The sequence below is a fragment of the Bacillus sp. MZGC1 genome (assembly GCF_002998605.1).
In the GTDB taxonomy this organism is placed as follows: domain Bacteria; phylum Bacillota; class Bacilli; order Bacillales; family Bacillaceae; genus Bacillus.
The window spans coordinates 450996-474793 of sequence record NZ_PVRE01000003.1 but is presented as its reverse complement, the minus strand read 5'-3'; the positions used below and the strand labels follow the sequence as shown (position 1 = coordinate 474793).

General features: G+C 42.8%; 23 protein-coding genes and 1 other annotated feature. Of the genes, 21 read left to right on the top strand and 2 right to left on the bottom strand.

All coding sequences use genetic code 11. The features are described from left to right. Positions 1-8 precede the first annotated feature (8 nt). Positions 9-494 (bottom strand): hypothetical protein, encoded by a 486-nt coding sequence (locus tag C6Y06_RS11885; protein ID WP_060596895.1) that lies wholly within the window; start codon positions 492-494, stop codon positions 9-11. 242 nt (positions 495-736) lie between these two features. Between C6Y06_RS11885 and hemA the strand changes: the two genes are divergently transcribed. The 8 genes from hemA (at position 737) to ysxE (ending at position 9661) form a co-directional block, all read left to right on the top strand. Further along, complete coding sequence (gene hemA, locus C6Y06_RS11880; RefSeq protein WP_012010780.1) at positions 737-2104, top strand: glutamyl-tRNA reductase; 1368 nt, start codon at positions 737-739, stop codon at positions 2102-2104. A gap of 7 nt (positions 2105-2111) precedes the next feature. Beyond that, entirely contained in the window at positions 2112-2942 is an 831-nt protein-coding gene (locus tag C6Y06_RS11875) for a cytochrome c biogenesis protein (RefSeq protein ID WP_034661681.1), read from the top strand. Between the two features lie 41 nt (positions 2943-2983). After that, positions 2984-3919: a hydroxymethylbilane synthase gene (gene hemC, locus C6Y06_RS11870; protein WP_066030588.1), complete on the top strand. Its 936-nt coding sequence runs from the start codon at positions 2984-2986 to the stop codon at positions 3917-3919. Beyond that, positions 3916-4707 carry a uroporphyrinogen-III synthase gene (locus C6Y06_RS11865; protein WP_060596893.1) on the top strand — a complete coding sequence of 264 codons (792 nt, stop codon included), beginning with the start codon at positions 3916-3918 and terminating at the stop codon, positions 4705-4707. Before hemC ends, C6Y06_RS11865 begins: the two co-directional genes overlap by 4 nt. Continuing rightward, positions 4704-5675 carry a porphobilinogen synthase gene (hemB, locus tag C6Y06_RS11860; protein ID WP_034661673.1) on the top strand — a complete coding sequence of 324 codons (972 nt, stop codon included), beginning with the start codon at positions 4704-4706 and terminating at the stop codon, positions 5673-5675. Before C6Y06_RS11865 ends, hemB begins: the two co-directional genes overlap by 4 nt. A 27-nt stretch (positions 5676-5702) precedes the next feature. Continuing rightward, positions 5703-6995 carry a glutamate-1-semialdehyde 2,1-aminomutase gene (gene hemL / locus C6Y06_RS11855; RefSeq protein WP_034661671.1) on the top strand — a complete coding sequence of 431 codons (1293 nt, stop codon included), beginning with the start codon at positions 5703-5705 and terminating at the stop codon, positions 6993-6995. Between the two features lie 133 nt (positions 6996-7128). Beyond that, positions 7129-8592, top strand: coding sequence for a LysM peptidoglycan-binding domain-containing protein (locus C6Y06_RS11850; RefSeq protein ID WP_106036932.1), 1464 nt, complete (start codon positions 7129-7131; stop codon positions 8590-8592). A gap of 37 nt (positions 8593-8629) precedes the next feature. Continuing rightward, positions 8630-9661, top strand: a complete 1032-nt coding sequence (gene ysxE / locus C6Y06_RS11845) for a spore coat protein YsxE (protein WP_060596890.1) — start codon at positions 8630-8632, stop codon at positions 9659-9661. Between the two features lie 44 nt (positions 9662-9705). Here ysxE and C6Y06_RS11840 read toward each other — a convergent pair whose 3' ends face one another. Continuing rightward, on the bottom strand, positions 9706-9894 hold the full coding sequence (locus tag C6Y06_RS11840) for a hypothetical protein (RefSeq protein WP_003216497.1): 189 nt from the start codon (positions 9892-9894) through the stop codon (positions 9706-9708). Positions 9895-10062: 168 nt separating this feature from the next. After that, positions 10063-10292 (top strand) — a binding site (T-box leader). 59 nt (positions 10293-10351) lie between these two features. On the opposite strand from C6Y06_RS11840, the gene C6Y06_RS11835 reads away from it, so the two are divergent. The 13 genes from C6Y06_RS11835 (at position 10352) to C6Y06_RS11775 (ending at position 23748) form a co-directional block, all read left to right on the top strand. Beyond that, positions 10352-12994 (top strand): valine--tRNA ligase, encoded by a 2643-nt coding sequence (locus C6Y06_RS11835; protein WP_106036931.1) that lies wholly within the window; start codon positions 10352-10354, stop codon positions 12992-12994. Positions 12995-13065: 71 nt separating this feature from the next. Further along, on the top strand, positions 13066-14364 hold the full coding sequence (locus tag C6Y06_RS11830) for a bifunctional folylpolyglutamate synthase/dihydrofolate synthase (RefSeq protein ID WP_317615042.1): 1299 nt from the start codon (positions 13066-13068) through the stop codon (positions 14362-14364). A gap of 147 nt (positions 14365-14511) precedes the next feature. Beyond that, entirely contained in the window at positions 14512-15231 is a 720-nt protein-coding gene (locus tag C6Y06_RS11825; protein WP_106036929.1) for a prepilin peptidase, read from the top strand. 168 nt (positions 15232-15399) lie between these two features. After that, positions 15400-16419: an SPOR domain-containing protein gene (locus tag C6Y06_RS11820; protein ID WP_060596888.1), complete on the top strand. Its 1020-nt coding sequence runs from the start codon at positions 15400-15402 to the stop codon at positions 16417-16419. A gap of 177 nt (positions 16420-16596) precedes the next feature. Further along, complete coding sequence (locus C6Y06_RS11815) at positions 16597-17166, top strand: Maf family protein (protein ID WP_106036928.1); 570 nt, start codon at positions 16597-16599, stop codon at positions 17164-17166. A gap of 48 nt (positions 17167-17214) precedes the next feature. After that, positions 17215-17889: a RadC family protein gene (radC, locus tag C6Y06_RS11810; RefSeq protein WP_034662037.1), complete on the top strand. Its 675-nt coding sequence runs from the start codon at positions 17215-17217 to the stop codon at positions 17887-17889. A gap of 90 nt (positions 17890-17979) precedes the next feature. Beyond that, on the top strand, positions 17980-18999 hold the full coding sequence (locus tag C6Y06_RS11805; protein WP_012010766.1) for a rod shape-determining protein: 1020 nt from the start codon (positions 17980-17982) through the stop codon (positions 18997-18999). Between the two features lie 27 nt (positions 19000-19026). Continuing rightward, positions 19027-19926 carry a rod shape-determining protein MreC gene (gene mreC / locus C6Y06_RS11800; RefSeq protein WP_003216396.1) on the top strand — a complete coding sequence of 300 codons (900 nt, stop codon included), beginning with the start codon at positions 19027-19029 and terminating at the stop codon, positions 19924-19926. Continuing rightward, a complete protein-coding gene (gene mreD, locus C6Y06_RS11795) occupies positions 19923-20441 on the top strand; it encodes a rod shape-determining protein MreD (RefSeq protein WP_034661648.1) in 519 nt (172 codons plus the stop codon). The genes mreC and mreD overlap by 4 nt, the downstream gene beginning before the upstream one ends. Positions 20442-20495: 54 nt before the next feature. Beyond that, positions 20496-21179 carry a septum site-determining protein MinC gene (gene minC, locus C6Y06_RS11790; RefSeq protein WP_106036927.1) on the top strand — a complete coding sequence of 228 codons (684 nt, stop codon included), beginning with the start codon at positions 20496-20498 and terminating at the stop codon, positions 21177-21179. Positions 21180-21181: 2 nt separating this feature from the next. Continuing rightward, on the top strand, positions 21182-21985 hold the full coding sequence (gene minD, locus C6Y06_RS11785) for a septum site-determining protein MinD (RefSeq protein ID WP_003216504.1): 804 nt from the start codon (positions 21182-21184) through the stop codon (positions 21983-21985). Between the two features lie 109 nt (positions 21986-22094). Next, complete coding sequence (locus C6Y06_RS11780; protein WP_034661641.1) at positions 22095-22886, top strand: M23 family metallopeptidase; 792 nt, start codon at positions 22095-22097, stop codon at positions 22884-22886. Continuing rightward, positions 22879-23748 (top strand): M50 family metallopeptidase, encoded by an 870-nt coding sequence (locus tag C6Y06_RS11775; RefSeq protein WP_060596886.1) that lies wholly within the window; start codon positions 22879-22881, stop codon positions 23746-23748. The genes C6Y06_RS11780 and C6Y06_RS11775 overlap by 8 nt, the downstream gene beginning before the upstream one ends. Positions 23749-23798: the final 50 nt, after the last annotated feature.

Below are 23798 nucleotides of genomic sequence, written 5' to 3'. Positions count from 1 at the left end.
TGTATAAGTTATTTCCTTTTTAAAAATAATAAGAGGAGACTGACAGCAATCAGTACATAAGGCCAGTACAATTCAAAACCGGAAGTAGGGATCGAAAGGGAACTTAGCTGTTTTGTAATTTGCTGAAAGAAATAAAGGAACAGACCGAGTGCAATGAGAACAACACTTTCAATACGATATTCTTTTTTCTGAGATGATTTCATAAAGAGTGCAAGTCCAACGATGAATACGATCATTGTAAATGTGTCTGGCCAGTGGTCTAATTTTGGTTGAAGAATAAAGTGTAGCGAAAGGCCCGTCATAAGCATACCGATAAACACATGAGCGCTTTCTTGCTCCTTCTTTCCTTGATATAAGAAAGCGAGGCCAAAAAGCAGTATGAGTGTATACCATTTCTCTTGATCCTTCCAAATGTCAAATTGACCTCCTGAGAGAATGGCATATAGCGCTACAGCCAGCAAAGTGAGCGGCAGCAAAATGGATTTTTTCTTCAAAGATGTCACCTTCTTTTAAGCAGATCATTTGTCCGCACGCGCCAAATCTGGTAAATTGCTTGAAGTGATGATATGGCATAATTAGTGTCGAACATTTTTCTACTATATCACAACATTTTTGAAATCTGTTCACAATTTTCATCCAGTTAAAAATGAATATATGTTATAATCATTATAAATAATAAATTCTATATTGTAATTATTATAAATTAGACAGGGCGTTGGGGGTGCAAGCTGAAGTTATGCATATTCTTGTTGTGGGTTTAGATTATAAAACAGCCCCTGTTGAGATACGGGAACAGCTGAGCTTTGAACCGAGCGAGCTCGGAACAGCGATGTCCAAGCTTAAAGAAGAAAAAAGCATTCTAGAGAATATCGTCATCTCAACATGTAATCGAACAGAGATCTACGCAGTGGTAGATCAGCTTCATACTGGACGGTTTTATATAAAAAGATTTTTAGCCGATTGGTTCGGTTTAGAAAAAGAAGATGTCTCTCCTTATTTGAAGTTCTATGAAAATGATGGAGCGGTTGAGCATTTATTCCGTGTGGCCTGTGGACTTGATTCCATGGTGATTGGCGAAACACAAATACTTGGTCAAGTGCGCTCTAGCTTTAAAGTAGCTCAAGAGGAGAAGACCATTGGTACCGTTTTCAATTATTTATTTAAACAGGCGGTCACCGTTGCAAAACGCTCTCATGCGGAAACAGACATTGCGTCTAATGCCGTGTCTGTCAGCTATGCAGCTGTCGAGCTTGCGAAAAAAATCTTTGGACGTCTTTCTGATAAACATGTCCTGATTCTTGGTGCGGGTAAAATGGGCGAACTAGCGGCTCAAAACCTTCAAGGTCAAGGGATTGGTCAAGTAACGGTCATCAATCGAACGTATGAGAAAGCAAAAGAATTGGCGGGTCGTTTTTCAGGAGAGCCTAAAAGCTTAAACCAATTGGAAAAAACATTATCCGAAGCGGACATTTTAATTAGCTCCACTGGTGCGAAACAATTTGTCATTACAAAGGAAATGGTCGAAAGTGCGAATAAAAAGCGGAAGGGCAGACCTCTATTTATGGTGGATATTGCTGTGCCCCGTGATTTAGATCCAGCCATTTCTGAAGTAGAAGGTGCTTTTTTGTATGACATTGATGACCTTGAGGGCATCGTGGCAGCCAACTTAAAAGAGCGTCGTGCGGTGGCTGAGCAGGTTGAGCTCCTCATTGAAGCAGAAATTGTGGAATTTAAGCAATGGCTGAATACGCTTGGTGTGGTTCCTGTCATTTCTGCACTTAGAGAAAAGGCGCTGACGATTCAAGCGGATACGATGCAGAGTATTGAACGAAAGCTTCCGAACCTCACACACCGTGAAATGAAGCTATTAAATAAACATACGAAAAGCATTATTAATCAAATGCTGAAAGATCCTATCTTAAAGGCAAAAGAAATTGCCGCGGAGCCGAATGCAGAGGAAAAACTTTTACTCTTCAAAGAAATCTTTGATTTACAGGTTGAAGATGAAGAGCAAAAGGTGGAGCCTGTACAGGTGGAGCAAGGGTCATTTCAGCTGTTCAAACCAAATATGGCACAAGGCTTTGCTACAGTTGCCAGTGAGTGATTAAGCGATGATGGAATCCATTGTAGCGAGACTAGGCGAAGCGACGACCTTGATCTATGCACTAAGTGTCTTGTTCTATTTCATAGATTTTCTTCAACACAACCGGAAGGCTGGAAAAATGGCTTTCTGGTTGCTTTCTATTGTCTGGCTGCTGCAAACAGTCTACATGTTCTATATTATGATGGAAACAGACCGATTCCCTGTGTTGAATGTAGCAGAGGGTTTATATTTTTATACGTGGGTGCTTGTGACACTTTCACTTGTTCTCACAAAAGTATTGCGTGTTGAATTTATTGTCTTTTTTACAAATGTCATCGGTTTTTCCATGATGGCGATTCACACCTTTACACCATCTGATCTCCACTCAGCAGAACTAACGGGGAAGCTGACGAGTGAACTGCTTGTGATTCATATTACGATGGCGATTTTATCATACGGTGCTTTTTCACTTTCATTTGCTTTCTCCCTTCTCTATCTCTTTCAATATCGTTTGCTGAAAAAGAAAAAATGGGGAAAATGGCTTCTGAGAATTGAAGATTTATCGAAGCTTGATCATATGGCGTACGTATTAAACATTATTGGTGTGCCAATGCTCTTGCTTAGTTTGATTCTTGGCATCATTTGGGCATATATTTCGTATGATACGTTGTACTGGACAGATGCAAAGGTGCTTGGTTCGTTTATTATGCTGTTTTTATACGGCTTTTACTTATATATCAGATTGGTGAGAAATATGCAGGGCAAAATCGTGGCACTGTGGAATGTCGGTTCATTCATTGTGCTGATGATCAATTATTTTCTGCTTGGTAGCTTATCAACCTTTCATTGGTTTCAATAAATAATGATGAGTCTAAAGGGCATTGTCGGGAGGAAGACGTATTGCGTACAATTAAAGTAGGTTCTAGAAGAAGTAAGCTTGCAATTACACAAACAAAATGGGTTATTCAAAAGCTGTCTGAACTAAACCCTTCTTATTCTTTTGAAATAAAAGAGATTGTGACAAAGGGTGATCAAATTTTAGATGTGACCTTATCAAAGGTTGGCGGAAAAGGACTGTTTGTCAAAGAAATTGAACAGGCGATGCTGAATCATGACATCGATATGGCGGTTCACAGTATGAAGGATATGCCGGCTGCTCTTCCTGAAGGTTTAGTCATTGGCTGTATTCCTGAGCGTGAAGATGTAAGGGACGCTCTTATTTCGAAGGATCATCTGCGTCTTCATGAACTGCCGAAGGGTGCTATTGTGGGAACAAGCAGCTTACGGCGCAGTGCCCAGCTTCTTCAGGAAAGACCAGATCTTGAAATTAAATGGATTCGAGGAAACATTGATACAAGATTGGAAAAGCTGAAAAATGAAGAATATGATGCCATTATTCTAGCGGCTGCTGGGCTGTCCAGAATGGGATGGAGCAAAGAGGTTGTGTCGGAATTTTTATCTCCTGAGACTTGCCTGCCCGCCGTTGGCCAAGGCGCTTTGTCGATTGAGTGCCGCGGGGATGATGAAGAGCTATTGCAGCTCCTCGCTCAATTTACGAATGAATATACGAAGAAAACGGTTCTCGCTGAAAGAGCCTTCCTCAAACAAATGGATGGCAGCTGTCAGGTGCCGATCGCTGGCTATGCAACGATGAATGAGCGTGATGAAATTGAACTGACGGGTCTTGTGGCATCTGCTGACGGACACACGATTATTCGAGAAACTGTATCAGGCACTGACCCTGAGGCAATTGGGACAGCATGTGCGAAGCAGATGGCTGATAAGGGAGCAAAAGATTTAATCGACAAGGTGAAAAAGGATCTGTCCTCCCAATGACCATAGGCAAATCGCTTCACGGACAGACGGTGCTTGTCACTCGAAATGAACGTCAAGCGGGTGTGTTTCAGCAAAAGATTGAAGAGCTGAACGGCCATGCTGTTTTAACCTCTCTTATTCGGTTTGAGCCTACGCTCACAAAAGAAAAAGCGCAGGCCTTTTTAAAGGACTTAGAAAATAGCCAATGGCTTGTTTTCACGAGTGTGAATGGTGCGTCTTTTTTTCTGAGCTACATAAAGGACCATCATTTACATAAGAGTTTATCGCATTTGAAAGTGGCTGCTGTAGGTGAGAAAACCTCTGCCTATCTTGAGCAGCACGGCTTGAAGGTGGATGTGGTACCAGAACGATTCATAGCGGAAGAGCTCGCAGATGCGTTACTTGACCATGTGCGTCCGGGAGAGCGTGTGTTTGTAGCAAAAGGACACCTGTCTCGAGATGTCGTGAAGAAAACCCTCATTCCGCTTGGCATAGAAGTAAAGGAATGGATTTTATATGAAACCGTCAAGGATGAGGAAGGTATTGCCGCTCTCAAAACGGCGATGACGAAGCAATCATTTGATTTTATTACATTTACGAGCTCATCCACTGTCCATTCATTTATGCATGCCATGGAGGCAGATGCAGCGAAGCTGGCTGCTTCTGGCACCTGTTTTGTGACGATCGGTCCTCTGACAAAAGAGGCACTGCTTCAATACGGGATTTCTTCTGAAACCCCAGATACTTATACGGTAGACGGAATGCTTGAATTGATGTGCCGTTTATCTGAAAGGAAGTTGAACCAATGATGAAATTTAACAGACACCGCAGACTGCGGACAAGCGCAGGAATGAGAGAATTAGTCAGAGAAACCTTTTTAAGACCATCTGATTTCATTTATCCGATCTTTTTTGTAGAGGGAGAAAATGTCCGAAAAGAAGTCCCTTCAATGCCGGGTGTTTATCACATTTCAGTGGACCTTGTAAAAGAAGAAGTCCAAGAACTTGTCGACCTAGGCATCAAATCAATTATTGTATTTGGTGTTCCAGATCATAAAGACCATGTGGGCAGTGAGGCGTATCACGACCATGGCATTGTTCAAAGAGCGACGCTTGAGATCAAAAAGCATTTCCCAGAACTTGTGGTCATTGCAGACACTTGCTTATGCCAATATACAGATCATGGACATTGCGGCATCGTTGAAGATGGTGAAATTTTAAATGATGAATCTCTTCAGCTTTTAGCGAAAACAGCTGTTAGCCAAGCGCGCGCAGGTGCAGATATCATTGCTCCTTCCAATATGATGGATGGATTTGTTGTGGCCATTCGTGAGGCACTTGATGAAGCTGGCTTTATTCATGTACCTGTCATGTCATATGCTGTGAAATATGCAAGTGCTTTTTACGGTCCGTTTCGTGACGCGGCGCATAGCACACCGCAGTTTGGAGATCGTAAAACATACCAAATGGACCCTGCAAACCGTTTAGAGGCACTCAGAGAAGCGCAGTCTGATGTAGAAGAGGGGGCTGATTTCCTCATTGTCAAACCATCCCTTTCTTATTTAGATATTATGCGTGATGTCAAAAATGAATTTACACTCCCTGTTGTTGCTTACAATGTGAGCGGAGAATATGCAATGGTCAAAGCCGCTGCTCAAAATGGCTGGATTTCTGAAAAAGAGCTTGTTCTTGAAATGCTGACAAGCATGAAACGTGCAGGAGCAGAGCTCATCATTACGTATCATGCAAAAGATGCAGCCAAATGGCTCTCAGAATAAAGAACGGATAGACAGGAGGACGTTGAAATGGGACGTAGCTATGAAAAATCAAAGCAAGCATTTGAAGAAGCGCAGCATTTAATGCCTGGTGGTGTCAACAGCCCTGTGCGTGCATTTAAATCAGTTAACACAGACCCGATTTTTATGGAACGAGGCAAAGGCGCCAAGATATATGATATTGATGGAAATGAATACATCGATTATGTCTTATCATGGGGACCACTTATTTTAGGGCATACGAATGACCGTGTGGTTGAAAGCATTCAACGAGTTGCGGAACAGGGGACAAGCTTTGGAGCTTCCACGTTAGTTGAAAATGAATTAGCTAAGCTTGTATCAGAGCGAGTTCCTTCCATCGAAGTCATTCGTATGGTCAGCTCTGGTACAGAGGCGACCATGAGTGCACTTCGTCTAGCTCGCGGCTTTACAGGCAGAAATAAAATTGTGAAATTTGAAGGCTGCTATCATGGCCACGGCGATTCTTTGCTCATTAAAGCGGGTTCAGGTGTCGCAACGCTAGGGCTTCCAGATAGCCCAGGTGTACCTGAAGGGACTGCAAGCAACACGATCACAGTGCCGTACAATGATTTAGAGAGCATTCAAGTTGCTTTTCAGGAGTTTGGAGACGATATTGCAGGTGTCATTGTCGAGCCGGTTGCAGGAAATATGGGGGTTGTTCCTCCGCAAGAAGGTTTCTTACAAGGGCTGAGAGACATCACGGAGCAATACGGAGCTTTACTCATTTTTGATGAGGTCATGACTGGCTTCCGTGTGGATTATCACTGCGCGCAAGGCTATTTTGGCATCACACCTGATCTGACGTGCCTTGGTAAAGTGATCGGAGGCGGTCTCCCGGTCGGTGCTTATGGCGGAAGAGCGGATATCATGAGACAAATTGCACCAAGCGGTCCAATTTATCAAGCAGGAACGTTATCTGGTAACCCTCTTGCGATGACAGCAGGCTTAGAAACCTTAAAACAGCTGACACCTGAGTCTTATGAAGAGTTTAGACGAAAAGGAGACCGGCTGGAAGAAGGCATTTCAAAAGCGGCGAAAGTACACGGAATTCCATTAACGTTTAACCGTGCGGGTTCGATGATTGGATTCTTCTTTACAAATGAAGAAGTGGTCAATTATGACAAAGCAAAAACCGCTGATCTCGCTTTATTCGCTGAATTTTACAAGGAAATGGCGGATCGCGGCATCTTCCTTCCTCCTTCTCAATTCGAAGGACTGTTCCTGTCAACAGCTCATACAGATGAAGACATCGAATATACGATTGAGACAGTGGAAAAGGTATTTCAAAAACTGCGTCGATAAACGAAAGCCGGTATGGGGACATATCGGCTTTTTTGTGTTGCTGAAAACCAATCATATTTTCACTGCCTCTCACATACATCTGTATTGACATCTAATTTTATTTTGAAGGATTAGATGAAAGGAGGACACCGACTTGTCTCAAAACAATCGATTACAGTTTTCGGTAGAAGAATCCATTTATTTCAAAAGCGGACAGGAAGTCAGTGAGCTGCTGTCAATTTCTCTCGATCCTGACATTCTCGTTCAAGAAGTGAATGATTATGTTTCGATTAGAGGTTCACTCGAGCTAACAGGAGAATACAACATAAATCAAGAGGAGCTATTGGGTGAATTGAGTTCCTATGCATCATATAGGGAAGCTGATGAGGTGAAGGTAAGAGAAGACGGAACGGCGGAGCTTCTGCATCAATTCCCGGTTGATATCACCATCCCTAAGAATAAAATCAGTCATTTAAATGATGTGTTTGTGTTTATTGATGCGTTTGATTACCAGCTGACAGAAAATCGTTTGCTCACCATTCAAGCTGATCTGGCGATTGAGGGTCTATTAGACGAGAAAATGCCTCAAGCGCCTGTAGAGGTAGAGGAGCCGTATGAATTTGTCCATCGTCCTGAAGAAGAATATGGCGATGTGACCTACAATTATCAGCTGCAGCCAGAGCATGAGGAACAAGAAGAGCTGCAAGGCAATGAACGTGAGGTCTATGAGGAACAGGCTGTATTACAGCATGATACACGCGCCGAGCAAGAAGAACAGGAAGAAGAACGGGAAGAAGAAATTGAGATAGAGCTGGTGAGTAGGGAAGAAGAGGGAGAAACCGAAGAACTGGAAGAATCGGAAGAACTGGAGGAAACGGAGAGCCAAGAATATGAGGAACAGGCTGTATTACAGCATGACACACGCGCCGAGCAAGAAGAACAGCAAGAAGAACAGGAAGAAGAAATTGAGATAGAGCTGATGAGTAGGGAAGAAGAGGGAGAAACCGAAGAACCGGAAGAATCGGAAGAACTGGAGGAAACGGAGAGCCAAGAAGAAGTGGCGCTTGGTTATCGCTCCTTACCTGAAGCTCAGGTGCAAGAACCACCATTTTTTGAACCGCCTAAGCTCTTAGAAGAAGAGAAGCGGGAAGATACGTTCTTTGAGGTGGAAGTGAGAAAAGATCCGGAAGCAGCCGAAGAGCTGGAAGAAACGGTTCAGCCGTATCCAATATTTGAATCACCCACTTACCACGTAGAAGAGGAGCAAGAGGAACAGGAACAGGATGATACGAACCAGCTCGGACGGTTATATGAACGAGAAGCACCAAAAGTATATGAGTCAGCTCAAGAAGAAGAGGAGCCTGAATATGACGAGAGAGAAACGTCTGGCAGTGAGAACTCTCTTTATTTAACAAAGCTATTTGCTAAGCAGGAGGAGGAAGATTTTTCTCGCATGAAAATATGTATAGTTCAGCAAGAAGATACGGTCGATCTTATTTGTGAGCGATATCAGTTGAATGTGCAGCAGCTCCTTCGCACAAACTCATTATCGGTTGATGCGGAGCTTGAAGAAGGGCAGATTCTTTATATTCCTGAATATCAAAAAAGCAATGCATAACAAGCGATGACCGACCGAGAAAATGTGGTGAGTGAACGTGGATGAAATCCAATCTATCCTATACGAATACGGGCTTGAGGCGGAATACATTGAACCTGTCAGTCCTGCTGTTGTCAAAGTATATACAAAGCAGGGCATATTTGCCCTAAAGCGAGTAAAAGCCAATCGACATATGCAGTTTACAGAGCAAATGCTTGAACTAGAATCAAAGGGCTATCGCTCTTTTGTGCCGATTTATCGGACGAAGAGCGGTTCTTTTTTCTCAAGTCATCGAGAAAGCCAGTACGCATACTATCTCATGCCGTGGCTGACGAATGAAAAGAGAGAAGAGCAGGACGATAAACATGAATATTTATTTCAAGAGATTGCAAGACTTCATAAGCGGACTGAAGTGATGATGGATATCACAGAGCAAGAGATAGAAGCGCACTACACACAAATCAAGACCAAATGGGAAACAGAGAAAGACATGTATGAACGATTCATAGAGCGGGCAGAGCAGACTTGGTATATGTCACCATTTGAGCTGGCTGCTGCGATGTATTTTTCAGAGGCGATGTCTGCCAGCGAATTTGCGCTTGAACGATTAGAAGATTGGCATGAAGAAATGAAAGATCAAGAGACAACACGTGTTGTGTTAAATCATGGGCAGCTGTCGATTCATCACTTTTTGTATAATGATGTGGGCACAGGACATTTCACCAATTTTGAGCGGTCTAAAAAAGCCGCCCCCATTTATGACCTTCTAACCTTTTACTTTCGGACATTCAAAACCTATCCTACGTCTTGTCCTGAATGCACTTCCTTGTTTTATACGTACCAAAAAGGAAATCCTCTTCGGGAGGAAGAGCTGCATTTGTTTCTTAGTTACCTTGCTTATCCGCAAGGTCTGTTTGATACAGTAAAAGCCTATGAAGCAGGCGGGCAGGATGAAATGGAGAGCTGTCAGCGGCTGTTAAGAGCGTATTGGCAGATGAAAAATTCAGAGCCGATCGTCATGAAGATTCATGAGATTGAGCAGGCTAGACGGCTTGAAGAAGAACAAAGTGCCTCGTCATCAGCGGAATGACGAGGTTATTTTGTGTTCATATTGGCCGTTACATAAGCGCGAGTTTAAAACCAATCAAGGTGAAAGGCGCAGGCGAGAAAAATCAAAATACCTAGGATGAGGACGTCAAATGTCGTGGGGAAAATGATCGTACGAAACCCTTGAAATATCGCAATCGGGAGAACGACTTGGGAGGCCACTGCCCGAATTTGTCTCAGCCAGGGGGGAAGTGTGTAAGGATTGATCTTCTTCAAAGCAAACGCCCTCCTTCTTCATTTTGTTATTATCATATGGGTAATAGGGCAAAGGGTGCCTGCCCAATTTGTATAAAGAAGAAGAAAAGCGGAAAAGATGATTGACGAAAACAAAAGGCATTTAGTAATATAAATAAAAGATGAGTATGTGCTGATGAACGTGATATATCGTAAGCGTGGATCAGGAAGAGTACGAGCAAGACCCTAAAGAGAGGGAGACCATGAGCTGAAAGGTTTCCTAGGATGTACTTGTTTGGAAGGTCGCCTGTGAGCTTAATTTCTTGAATGAACAAGTAGAGAAATTCGGGAGAACCCCGTTATCCTTTAGAGTGTATGGGACACGTCTATGTGTACCATGAAAAAAGGTGGTACCGCGAAAAAGCTTTTTCGTCCTTTTATAAGGATGGAAAGGCTTTTTTTATGTTTCATCAGCCGAAAAAATGTGGAGGTTACACAAATGGGAACAAATAATCAAGAAATGCCAACAAAGTACGATCCAAATGCGATTGAAAAAGACCGCTATACGTACTGGCTTGAAGGGAAATTCTTCGAAGCACAAAATGACAAAACGAAAGATCCATATACAGTCGTCATTCCTCCACCAAACGTGACAGGAAAACTGCACCTTGGGCATGCATGGGATTCTACACTTCAAGATATTGTGACGCGTATGAAACGGATGCAGGGCTATGATGTTCTATGGCTTCCAGGAATGGACCATGCCGGTATTGCGACCCAAGCAAAGGTAGAGGCAAAGCTTCGCGAAGAAGGCGTGAGCCGTTATGACCTTGGCCGGGAGAAATTTGTGGAAGAAACGTGGAAATGGAAAGAAGAATATGCGGACTTTATTCGCAGCCAGTGGGCGAAAATGGGACTTGGTCTTGATTATTCACGTGAACGTTTTACATTAGATGAAGGTCTGAATAAAGCGGTACGCCAAGTGTTTGCCCAATTGTATGAAAAAGGACTTATCTATCGCGGAGAGTACATCATTAACTGGGATCCAGCGACGAAAACGGCACTTTCTGATATTGAAGTCATTTATAAAGATGTTCAAGGTGCGTTTTATCACTTGAGATACCCGCTTTCAGATGGCACGGGTTCAATTGAAATTGCGACGACAAGACCTGAAACCATGCTTGGGGATACAGCCGTTGCCGTGCACCCTGATGACGAACGCTATCAGCATTTGATTGGAAAAACAGTGGTCTTACCAATTACAGGCCGAGAGATTCCAATCGTTGGTGATGACTATGTCGATATGGAGTTTGGTTCAGGAGCTGTGAAAATTACACCTGCCCATGACCCGAATGACTTTGAGCTTGGAAACCGCCATGAGCTAGAGCGTATTCTTGTCATGAATGAAGATGGCACAATGAATGCAAATGCACTGCAATACAAAGGAATGGACCGCTTCGAATGCCGTAAACAGCTTGTGAAAGATTTACAAGAAGAGGGTATTTTGTTCAAAATTGAGGACCACATGCATTCAGTTGGTCATAGTGAGCGAAGCGGAGCTGTCGTTGAGCCTTATTTATCTACTCAATGGTTTGTAAAAATGCAGCCGCTGGCAGACGAAGCCATCAACCTTCAAAATGGGGACGACCAAGTTCAATTTGTTCCAGACCGCTTTGAAAAGACGTATTTACACTGGATGGAAAATATCCGTGACTGGTGTATTTCTCGTCAGCTATGGTGGGGACACCGCATTCCGGCTTGGTATCATAAAGAAACGAAAGAAGTATATGTTGGACTGGAAGCGCCAGAAGATCTGGAGAACTGGGAACAGGATAACGATGTGCTTGATACATGGTTTAGTTCAGCGCTTTGGCCTTTCTCTACAATGGGCTGGCCAGATGCAGACAGTGAAGACTTCAAGCGCTACTATCCAACAAACCTGCTTGTTACAGGCTATGACATCATTTTCTTCTGGGTCTCTCGCATGATCTTCCAGGGTCTTGAATTCACAGGAGAAAAACCGTTCAAAGACGTTCTGATTCATGGACTGATCCGCGACGAACAAGGACGTAAAATGAGTAAGTCGCTCGGCAACGGAATTGATCCAATGGAGGTCATTGATCAATACGGTGCAGATTCATTAAGATATTTCTTAGCGACTGGAAGCTCACCAGGTCAGGATCTTCGCTTTAGCTTTGAAAAGGTTGAATCCACTTGGAACTTTGCGAACAAAATTTGGAACGCATCGCGTTTTGCTTTAATGAACATGGATGGCTTAACGTATGATGAACTTGATTTGACTGGAGAAAAATCAGTCGCTGACCAATGGATTTTAACCCGCTTAAATGAAACGATTGAAAGTGTCACACAGCTAGCTGACAAGTATGAATTCGGTGAAGTGGGCAGACATTTATACAACTTCATTTGGGATGATTTCTGTGATTGGTACATTGAGATGGCGAAGCTTCCACTTTATGGTGAAGATGAAGCAGCGAAAAAAACGACTCGTTCGATCCTTGCGTACGTATTAGATCAAACGATGAGACTTCTTCATCCGTTTATGCCGTTCTTAACAGAAGAAATCTGGCAGCATCTTCCGCATGAAGGTGAGTCCATTACTGTAGCAGCTTGGCCTGAGGTGAAGCCGGAGCTTTCAAATGATCAAGCTTCTGCTGACATGAAACTGCTTGTTGAACTCATTCGCTCTGTTCGTAACATTCGCAGTGAAGTAAACACACCAATGAGCAAACAAGTCGAACTTTACATCAAAGCATCCACATCTGATGTACAAGAACGTTTAGAGAAGAATCGTTCATATATTGAGCGCTTCACGAACCCCAGTGTTCTTGAAATTGGCACAGATGTCCCAGCTAGTGATAAAGCGATGACGGCTGTTATTTCTGGAGCAGAGCTCATTCTGCCGCTTGAAGGCTTAATTAACTTAGATGAGGAAATTGCTCGTCTGCAAAAAGAGTTTGATAAGCTGACAAAAGAAGTAGAACGCGTCCAGAAAAAGCTTGGCAACGAAGGCTTTATGAAAAAAGCGCCTGAAAGTGTCGTAGAAGAAGAGCGTGCGAAAGAACGTGATTATGTCGCAAAACGCGAAGCTGTTCAAAAGCGGATTGAAGAGCTGAAAGCATAAAGTTGAAAAGACGGCTCCTAACAAAATGGAGTCGTCTTTTTTGAAAATTTCGTATGAAATGAGAGATGACATTGTTTACAACCTATCATGAAGCCATTGAGTGGATTCACAGTAGACTGGCCTTTGGTGTAAAACCGGGTCTTGAAAGAATGAAGTGGCTGATGAACAGACTAGGCCATCCGGAACAACGCATAAAAGCGGTGCATGTTGCAGGGACAAATGGAAAAGGTTCAACGATTGCGTTTACTCGTTCCGTTTTACAGGCTGCAGGCTATTCGGTCGGAACCTTCACCTCCCCGTTTATTTTAACGTTCAATGAACGAATCAGCGTGAACGGAGCGCCTATACAGGATGAAGAATGGCTGAGTTTGGTGAATAAGGTCAAGCCTTTTGTTGATGAATTAGATCAAACAGAGCTTGGCGCAGCAACAGAATTTGAAATCATTACCGCATGTGCATTTGCTTATTTTGCCGATGTGCACCAAGTAGACTTTGTCCTATTAGAGACAGGGCTTGGCGGAAGACTTGATTCAACAAATGTTGCCGTACCTATTTTAACAGCGATTACGTCAATTGGTCATGATCATATGGCAATTTTAGGTGACAAACTTGAACAGATTGCATCTGAAAAAGCGGGCATTATCAAAGAGGGTATCCCGATGATCACTGCTGTTCATCAACCGGAAGCACTTGCGGTCATTCAAAACATCGCAAAAGAAAAGAATGCGGAATGCATCTCATTACAGCATACTTGTACCTTCGGTGAGCAGCAGCCAACAGAAACAGGCGAACGGTTTACGTTACACACATCAAAAAGGCAGTATCCGCAGCTTGAAACAGGATTAATTGGAACGCATCAACGGCAAAATGCTTCTCTTGCCGTTCTACTCATTGAATGGCTGGAGCAAGAAGGCTATATTAGTGTGACAGAAGAACCGGTATATGAAGGTATTCGGAATGCAGTTTGGGCTGGAAGATTTGAAAAAGTCAAAGACCATCCAGCAGTTTATTTAGACGGCGCTCATAATGAAGAGGGAATCGACCGTTTAATTGAAACGATACAAGCTCATTTTTCTGGTAAACAAGTGCATGTTTGTTTTAGTGCTTTAAAGGATAAGCCGTACAAGCAAATGATTCAAAAGCTTGAAGCTGTTAGTTCATCTATTCATTTTGTTTCGTTTGACTTTCCAAGAGCTGAATCAGCTGAAAAACTTTATGCGTGCAGTCAGTTAGAGGCAAAATCGTATGATGATGATCCTCGTGCAGTGCTTGAATGGATTCAGAAAAAGAGTGATGATCCTTCAGCGGTGCTCCTTGTGACAGGCTCTCTTTATTTTATTTCAGATATACGAAATCGTATGATCGGGTAACGAAAAGACGCAAATGGCTTTGATGCCTCCTGCGTCTTTTTCTTTTTATATGTAGAAAAGGGGGAAAATCATATTTTCACTAGATGCTTTAGTGGATAGGGTCATGGTAAAATCCGGTCTATCTTATTCCCGGAAGGAGCACTATATATGATTGAGATTTTTCTGTTTCTTGCAGGCATCACGATGGGGTCGTTCTTTCATCTCGTTGGCGAAAGGCTGCCAGTGAAGCGGTCTATTCTCTTCCCTCGCTCTCACTGCACAGTCTGTAAACAGCCGCTTTCCCTGCATGAGATGATCCCGCTCGTTTCTTATGTTGTATGGATGGGGTCTTGTAAACATTGCGGCACTCGGTTGTCTTGGCTATATCCAACGGTTGAGCTGCTGACAGGCGGTCTTTTTTTGTTCGTTTATAGGATCGCTGGTTTTTCGTTTGAAGGTCTTTTCCTTGTGATTCTTTGTAGTTTATTCGTGATTGCTGTCGTGAGTGATCTTCTCTATATGAGGGTGCCGAACGAGCTGTTTCTCTTCTTTTTCCCTCTTTTCGTCATATACCGCACGCTGGAACCGCTCCTTATTTGGTGGGAAGGAGCGGCTTCTCTGATTTTTTGCATTCTTTTGTTTTCTAGTCTAGATTATTTTAAGCCAAATAGCATGGGCGGAGCTGATATGAAGCTGTTCAGTTTGCTTGCGTTTTGCTTTGGATTCAAGCCGTTCCTTCTCATGCTTTTTCTCTCATGTATCGCTGGAATGGTCTATGCGAAGGTCTTTTCCTTTCAATTAGACGAGCCATTCCCCTTTGTTCCTGCGATCGCTTTTTCTTTTTGGCTGTATCTCTTTGGTGCTCCTGTCTTGTTTCTATTTGGCTAGTCGAAGGGGTGAAAAAATTGGCGAACACTTTTTTGCCCTGCCGACAAAAGTCTTGTTCTTTTTTTTTACTGCTATGTTAAAGTGTGAAACAGAAAGAAGGACGGGTTAAATTCGCGCTGATTCATTGGACAGAAAGGTCTTTCTTACAAACATGTCAGAAAGCGGGGAATGACAGTGAAAAAGAGGCAGGCAAAAAAACAAGGGCTCAAGGTCAATATTAATGGCAAGGAAGAAATGCTGCATGAAGATGATCATCAGCCGCCAAAAAAGCAGGAAGATCAAGTGACGTTTTCGAATTGGGAGGAAAAGAGGCAGTCGGAACAGGAGACAGCGGCTTCTCAGGAAGATTCGTCTAAACCGAAAGAAGAAGATTTCCAGTGGGATGATGCAGCTGATCATATTTATCATTCTGATCCAAAGGTCGTCACGCCTTATCAAAAGAAAAAAGGCTCCTTTGATCAGAAGTTTGGTAAAAACCGCGGCCCCTTCAAGAGAGTGATGACAACGATTGTGTTTGCGGTGGTTCTTGGGACAGGCCTTGGGGTGTTTGCGCTTAGTTTAAGTCAAGATGGTACACCAAGTCCATCAGGAGGAGATATCAGTGTCTCGGCATCTGGATCTGGAAATCAATCATCGATGAAAGCCGGAGGGGATGCGCCGAAAGCAGGTACTACGGATGACTCAAAAGAGAACAACGATGAAAAAAGTGCCTCTGGCAGTTTATCAACCTTTGTTGTACAGGCTGGGAAATTTTCTTCTGAAAAAGGAGCAGATGACTTAGTTGGCAGTTTAAAAGATGCAGGGTATGCAGGGAAAAAGGTCTCAATGGATGATGGATATTATGTCATTGCTGGGCTTGCGACAGAGCAGGGAATGACAAGCGCTGTAGGGAAGAAGCTGATCGATCAGCACTTTGAGGCGTGGGGAGGAAAGGAGCTCTCATTTCAAGTACCGGATGAGCTGACTAGTTTAATAGAAAAGGCATCTGTATTATCCTCTAAAGTGATTGCCGGCGATGAAGTGGATCAAAAGGAAGTCACGCAGCTGGTTTCTGAGCTTGAAAGTGCCAAAACAGCGGACGCATCGGCTAAAAGCAGTTTGCTAAAAGCTGTGCAGCTATTAAATGACCCAACTGCTGAAAACGGCTGGAAATCTCAGCAGGCACTGCTTGATCAATTAAATACGTAAAATCATTTTTTTAGAAACGAAACTAGTCAAAAAATGACTAGTTTTTTTCTTTTACATCCAACATAATGATGAAGGTACATGAAAAATGAATTTTCGTAGATTGTCGGTAAGATGTACATTTGCTAGGATGAATGGGTATCTTACTTCTTAGGCTAAACCCTGAAAGGATGAACAAACATGAACCAATTGATCCTCGCATCTCAATCACCTAGAAGAAAAGAATTGCTTGATCTAGCAGGGTTTTCTTATGACATTCAAGCAAGTCATTTAAAAGAAGAAATAAATCGAAACCTTTCTCCTGCTGAGAACGTCCAATGGTTGGCAGAACAAAAAGCAAATGATATTCAAAGATTAAATCCTAAAGCTGTGATCATTGGTGCAGATACAATTGTTGCAATTGACGGCAAATGTCTTGGGAAACCAAAAGATAAGAAAGAAGCGGCTTTCATGCTTCAATTATTATCAGGAAAGACACATCAAGTCTTGACGGGTGTCACGGTTCAGTCAGAGAATAGAAAAGAAACATTTTATGAACAGACAGAAGTGACATTTTGGACGCTGACTCAAAATGAAATAGACCGCTATATCAATACGGGCGAGCCCCTTGATAAAGCGGGAAGCTATGGCATTCAAGGGAAAGGCGCACTGTTTGTTCAAAAAATAGCTGGTGATTATTTTTCTGTTGTAGGTCTACCTATTGCGAAAACAGTCAGAGTGCTTGAAACCTTTGGAATCACCCCTTTTTGAAGACAGGAAGGAATTCTAAAAGGAGTGGTCATCCTGAACGATTTCCCTATGCTGCTAAAGCATTTCCCTCATGATGAAAAACCGAGAGAACGATTTATCAAATACGGGCCCAGCAGTTTGTCAAATCATGAACTTGTTGCGATCCTTCTAAGAACAGGCACAAAAAAAGAATCAGTTCTCCAAATTTCCGCAAGACTTCTGCAAACATTTGGCGGTCTTCGCTCTGTAAAAGAAGCCTCAATTGAAGAAATGTCGAAGATCCGAGGAGTTGGAAAGGCGAAGGCGATTTCTCTTTTAGCTGCTTTAGAACTCGGCACTAGATTACACCATCAAACGACGGATAACCGCTATGTGATCCGCACACCAGAAGACGGAGCGAACTTTGTGATGGAAGATATGAGATTTTTGACACAGGAAAATTTCGTTTGTCTTTATCTCAATACCAAAAATCAAGTTCTTCATAAACATACCGTGTTTATTGGAAGCCTGAATTCATCGATCGTTCACCCGCGTGAAATTTTCAAAGAGGCCTTTAAACGTTCGGCGGCTTCATTTATATGTGTGCACAACCATCCATCTGGAGATCCGACGCCCAGCAGAGAAGATATTGAAGTTACACAGCGACTTTTTGAATGTGGAAAGCTGATTGGAATACAGCTGCTTGATCATCTTGTCATAGGTGATCAAAAATTTGTGAGTTTGAAGGAAAAAGGGTATTTGTAACACTTTTTTTTTCAATGTTTTACGATATAATAGAGTTTATGAGTTTTTCCCTAAAGGGAATTTTGGTTTAAGAAAGGAAGATACATACATATGTTTGGAATTGGTACAAAAGACCTTGGAATAGATCTTGGAACAGCGAATACGCTTGTTTTTATTAAAGGAAAAGGCATTGTTGTAAGAGAACCTTCGGTCGTAGCTTTGGAAACTGATACGAAGTCTATAGTGGCGGTCGGAAATGACGCTAGAAACATGATTGGCCGTACACCTGGTAATGTTGTGGCACTACGCCCGATGAAAGACGGAGTCATTGCAGATTACGAGACGACAGCAACAATGATGAAATATTACATTAATCAAGCATTAAAAGGCAAAGGGCTTTTTGCTCGCAAACCTTACGTGATGGTATGTGTACCATCTGGTATTACAGCTGTAGAAGAGCGTGCAGTCATTGATGCGACAAGACAAGCTGGAGCACGTGACGCATACCCGATTGAAGAACCATTTGCTGCGGCGATCGGTGCTAACCTGCCTGTATGGGAGCCAACAGGAAGTATGGTTGTGGACATTGGCGGCGGTACAACAGAGGTAGCCATTATTTCTCTTGGCGGCATTGTGACATCACAATCGATCCGCGTGGCAGGAGATGAAATGGATGATGCGATCAGCAGCTACATCCGTAAAACGTATAACCTGATGATCGGTGATCGTACGTCAGAAGCCATTAAAATGGAAATCGGTTCTGCGCAGCCTGATGTACATGATGAGATGGATATTCGCGGCCGTGACCTTTTAACAGGTCTGCCAAAAACGATCTCTATTACGGCAGATGAGATTGCAAAAGCGCTTCGCGATACGGTGGAAACAATTGTCGATGCGGTGAAAATGACACTTGAAAAAACCCCGCCTGAGCTGGCAGCAGATATTATGGACCGTGGAATCGTTTTAACTGGCGGCGGTGCATTGCTTCGTAATCTTGACAAAGTCATTAGTGATGAAACGAAGATGCCAGTCATTATTGCTGAAGACCCGCTTGACTGTGTGGCAATCGGTACAGGAAAAGCACTAGAGCATATTCATTTGTTCAAAGGAAAATCTAAAGATAATCGATAATCGGGCGTAAATAAAGAGGTGTAAGACATGCCGCAGTTTTTTATGAATAAAAGATTAATGTTGCTCCTTGTCTGTGTCATCGTACTGGTGGCCATGATTGGTTTTTCAGTGAAAAGCGGCAGAGGTGCTTCATGGCCGGAAAAATTAGTGGGGGATACGACAGGCTTTTTTCAAGGTGTCTTTCATAAACCATCACAATTTATTGCCGGTATTTATGGGAACGTACAAGATTTGAAGAACACATATGATGAAAACGAGCGTCTTCGAAAAAAACTTGATGGACAAACTCAATATGAGGCGAAACTTCAAGAGCTAGAAGATGAGAACAAAAAGCTTCGCAAGCAGCTCGGATATGTGAACTCTATTCGTGATTATACGCCAATTCTATCAACGGTTATCGCGAGAAACCCGTCCCTTTGGGATAGCTTTGTGATGATTGATAAAGGGAAAAAACAAGGCGTTGACAAAGATATGGCGGTCACAAATGAGAGTGGTGCGTTAATTGGGAAAATTGAAAGTGATAAGCTCAACAATTTTACTTCAACTGTAAGGTTGCTAAGCTCTACGGACCAAAATAATAGAATTTCAACGAAAATTTTTGCGAAAAAGGGCAAAGAAGAACTCAACGGAATTATTAACGGTTATGACAGTAAGAAAAAAATGCTGACAATGAATATTCTGAAATCTGATGCAGATGGAGATGTCAAAAAAGGAGATCTTGTTGAAACATCTGGAGCAGGGGGCGTATTCCCGCAAGGCTTGACGATTGGTAAGGTGAGTGAAATCGAACCAGATCATTACGGCCTGACAAAAATTATTTATGTAGAACCAGCGGCCGAACTCAACAATTTAGACCGCGTGATTGTGGTGAATCGCAGCTCAAGTACGGCAGATGCATCTGAATTGACGAAGGAGGAAGGCTCGTGAGACGTGTCCTTCTTGCTTTCGTCATGTTGTTTATCTTCGTATTTGACAGTATTTTTGTCGATCTAGTGAAGCTCCCATTTGTTTCAGACAATCAAATTTTAGCTCCTCATTTCATCTTACTCGCACTGGTATTTATGACTGCTTTTGTGAATCAAAAATATGGTGTGATTTTCGGTTTTATCTTTGGACTTTTATATGATATTTCGTATACAGGCATACTTGGTGTTCATATGTTTGGCTTTGGAGCGCTCTGCTATTTGCTAGCGAAAGCCTTTAAAGTTCTGCAAACGAATATGTTAGTGGTCGTCTTTCTGTCGATTATTGCTGTTTCCGTGATGGAGTTTTATGTATACGGCGTTCAAGCGACAATTCAACCAGGAATTATGCCGTTTAATACGTATGTCATCGAACGCTTTATTCCAACGATTCTTTTAAATACTGCTGCGTCTCTCATACTTGTTGTGCCGCTTAGGCTCTTTTTCATCAATATGAAACAAGGACTGATCGACGAATAAAAGCAGGAGTTTGTCCAATTACGGCGAAATGAGTATGTTGTTGAGGTGAGCATCTTGAAAACTCAAAAACAGCAATATGTGACGATAAAAGGTACAAAAAACGGATTAACATTACAGTTAAATGATGACTGTTCGTTTGATGACCTTCTTTCTGGCTTGCGAGAGGTTCTTTCACTTGAGCAATATACAGATGGTAGAGAAGGGCATAAGGTTAATGTGCATATTAAGCTTGGTTTTCGGTATTTAACAGAGGATCAGGAAATGCGTTTGACTGAAGCGGTCTCTGAAAATGAACATCTCGTCATTCACTCCATTGAAAGTGACGTCATGTCAACTGAAGAGGCGAGACGATTAAAAGCAGAGGCCGAAATTACCTCTGTAGCCAAAATTGTGCGCTCTGGACAGGTGCTGTATGTCGAAGGAGATCTCTTATTAATAGGAGATGTCAATCCTGGCGGAACGATTCGTGCAGGGGGAAATATTTTTGTGCTCGGCGCATTAAAAGGCGTAGCACATGCTGGATGTAATGGGAATAAACAAGCTGTCATTGCGGCATCTCGTATGATTCCAACTCAGCTTCGCATCGCACAAGTGTTTAACCGTGCACCAGATCAAAAAGAAGATGGAAACGAAATGGAATGTGCTTATTTAGATATAGATGGCAACATGATCATTGAACGCCTGCAGCAATTGGCTCATATAAGACCTAATCTGACAAGGCTTGAGGGAGGAATGTGAAATTGGGCGAGGCTATTGTGATTACCTCAGGAAAAGGCGGCGTTGGCAAAACAACAACATCTGCAAACTTAGGCACAGCACTAGCAATTCAAGGGAAAAAAGTGTGTCTAGTGGATACCGATATTGGCCTTCGGAATCTAGATGTCGTGATGGGGCTTGAGAACCGCATTATTTATGATCTAGTCGATGTAGTAGAAGGAAGATGTAAAATTCACCAAGCGCTTGTAAAAGATAAGCGTTTCGAGGATCTTTTGTATCTTTTACCCGCTGCTCAAACAAGCGATAAAACGGCTGTAGAGCCGGAGCAGATCAAAGAATTAATTCAATCATTGAAACAAGACTTTGATTATGTCGTCATTGATTGCCCTGCTGGAATTGAGCAAGGCTTTAAAAATGCTGTATCTGGTGCAGATAAGGCAATTGTCGTGACGACGCCTGAGATCTCAGCTGTGAGAGATGCTGACCGTATCATCGGCTTGTTAGAACAAGAAGATATCGAACCACCTCGTTTGATTGTCAACCGTATTCGTACACACATGGCGAAAAGTGGCGATTCAATGGATGTGGATGAAGTTGTACATCACTTATCGATTGACCTTCTTGGCATTGTCGCAGATGATGACGACGTGATTAAGGCTTCAAACAATGGTGAACCGATTGTCATGGATGCTAAAAACAAAGTATCGATTGCGTATCGTAATATCGCCCGCCGTGTACTAGGCGAATCTGTTCCGCTTCAATCATTTGAAGATGAAAACAAAGGAATGTTTGCGAAGCTGAAAGCATTTTTTGGTGTAAGAGCATAAGCATTCAAGTAAGATGAGACCGATTCGATGAGAATCGGTCTTTTTGTTGCATATCAGATGAGGTCGTCACATAAAATGTACAAACTGTTTGTATGTAAAGGGTGATCTCATGAAAAGAGTGGACGAGTACCGAAAGAAAATCGCGCAGCGCCGCAAAACGAAGCAGCCAGCTGCTCCACCTAAGAAGACGACTTTCAAGAAAAAAGAAGATATCCCTCCATGGGTCATGCTGACAGAGGAAGAAAAGCATTCAGGGTCGTCTTCCTTTGAGTCGTCGTCTCACCAGCCGAAGAAATATCGGCATCCGTTATTTAACCCCAATGCTTTTGTGCTTAAATGTTTATTATCTGCGTCCCTTGTGTTGATTGCAGCCATTTCATTTAAAGGTCAGGCAGGGCCGTTTCAGCAGCTGAAGCCGATCATTACGCAGACCTTTGAGCAAGATTTTCAATTTGCTGCTGCCAATCACTGGTTTGAGAAAACAGTTGGAAACCCCCTTGCCTTTTTAACCGACAAAAAGGCAGACCAAAAAGATGTACAAGCGAACCAAGAACTGGCTGTACCTGCTTCTGGAAAAGTGCAGGAATCCTTTACGCAAAATGGAGCAGGTGTCAAAGTCGAAACATCGGCTGAAGCCATTGACAGTATGAAAGAAGGCTATGTGGTAGAGGTAAAAAAGAAAAGTGACACTGGGCTTACAGTGGTCGTGCAGCATGCGGATAACAGCTATAGCTGGTACGGTCAATTAAAGGAAGCCGATGTGGCCTTATACGATTTTGTCGATAAGGGTGAGAAAATTGGCCAGATCTCACTTGATGATCAAGGAAAGGGCACGTATTACTTTGCCATTAAGCAAAATGAACAGTTTATCGATCCTATTCAGGTGATGACCTTTGAATAGATGGCTGGTCATGCTGACGAAAATTCACATTCATCCGCTGCTGTGGATTGTGATGGCGTTTGCGATTCTCTCTGGTCAAATCAAGCCGCTGCTTTGTCTGCTCATCATCGTCTTTGTCCATGAGCTTGGACATGCAGCGGCTGCTTGCTATTATCATTGGCGCATTCGGCGGATTTTTTTACTGCCATTTGGCGGAGCGGTAGAAGTAGAAGAGCATGGGAACCGTCCGCTAAAGGAAGAGCTGGCGGTCATTTTATGCGGGCCGCTCCAGCATGTACCGCTCCAGCTTATGGCATGGCTTTTCATGGAAACTTCTCTTATTTCGCACGACATTTTTACGATGTTCACTTTTTATAATATGGCGATTTTCCTTGTGAATCTTTTGCCTATTTGGCCGCTTGATGGCGGGAAATTATTTTTTTTGCTCTTATCAGCATATTACCCTTTCCAACGTGCACATACCCTTGCCATAAAAGGCTCACTTGTCTTTTTCGTTCTATTGACTGCAGGGTTGCTTTTGTTTGCGCCGCTGCAATTCAACGGCTGGGTGCTGCTCACTTTTTTAGCCTATTCACTCGTAATGGAACACCGGCAGCGGCATTACGTCAGGGTCCGCTTTTTACTAGAACGCTATTACGGTAAAAAAGAGCAAAAGGTAGAAAAGCTTATTCCACTGAGAGCGAGCGCTGAGGAAAAAGTATATGAAGTAATGGCGCGATTCCAAAGAGGCTGTAAGCATCCGATTATTATTGAAAGAGATGGCGTGAAAATGAGCCAGCTTGACGAAAATGAACTGCTCCATGCGTATTTTTCAGATCGAAGAACCACCTCCTCAATGGAAGAGCTCCTTTTGCCGTACTAGTGATGAAAATACGTTGACATTCTGCGTCTAATTTGATATATTTTTTAATG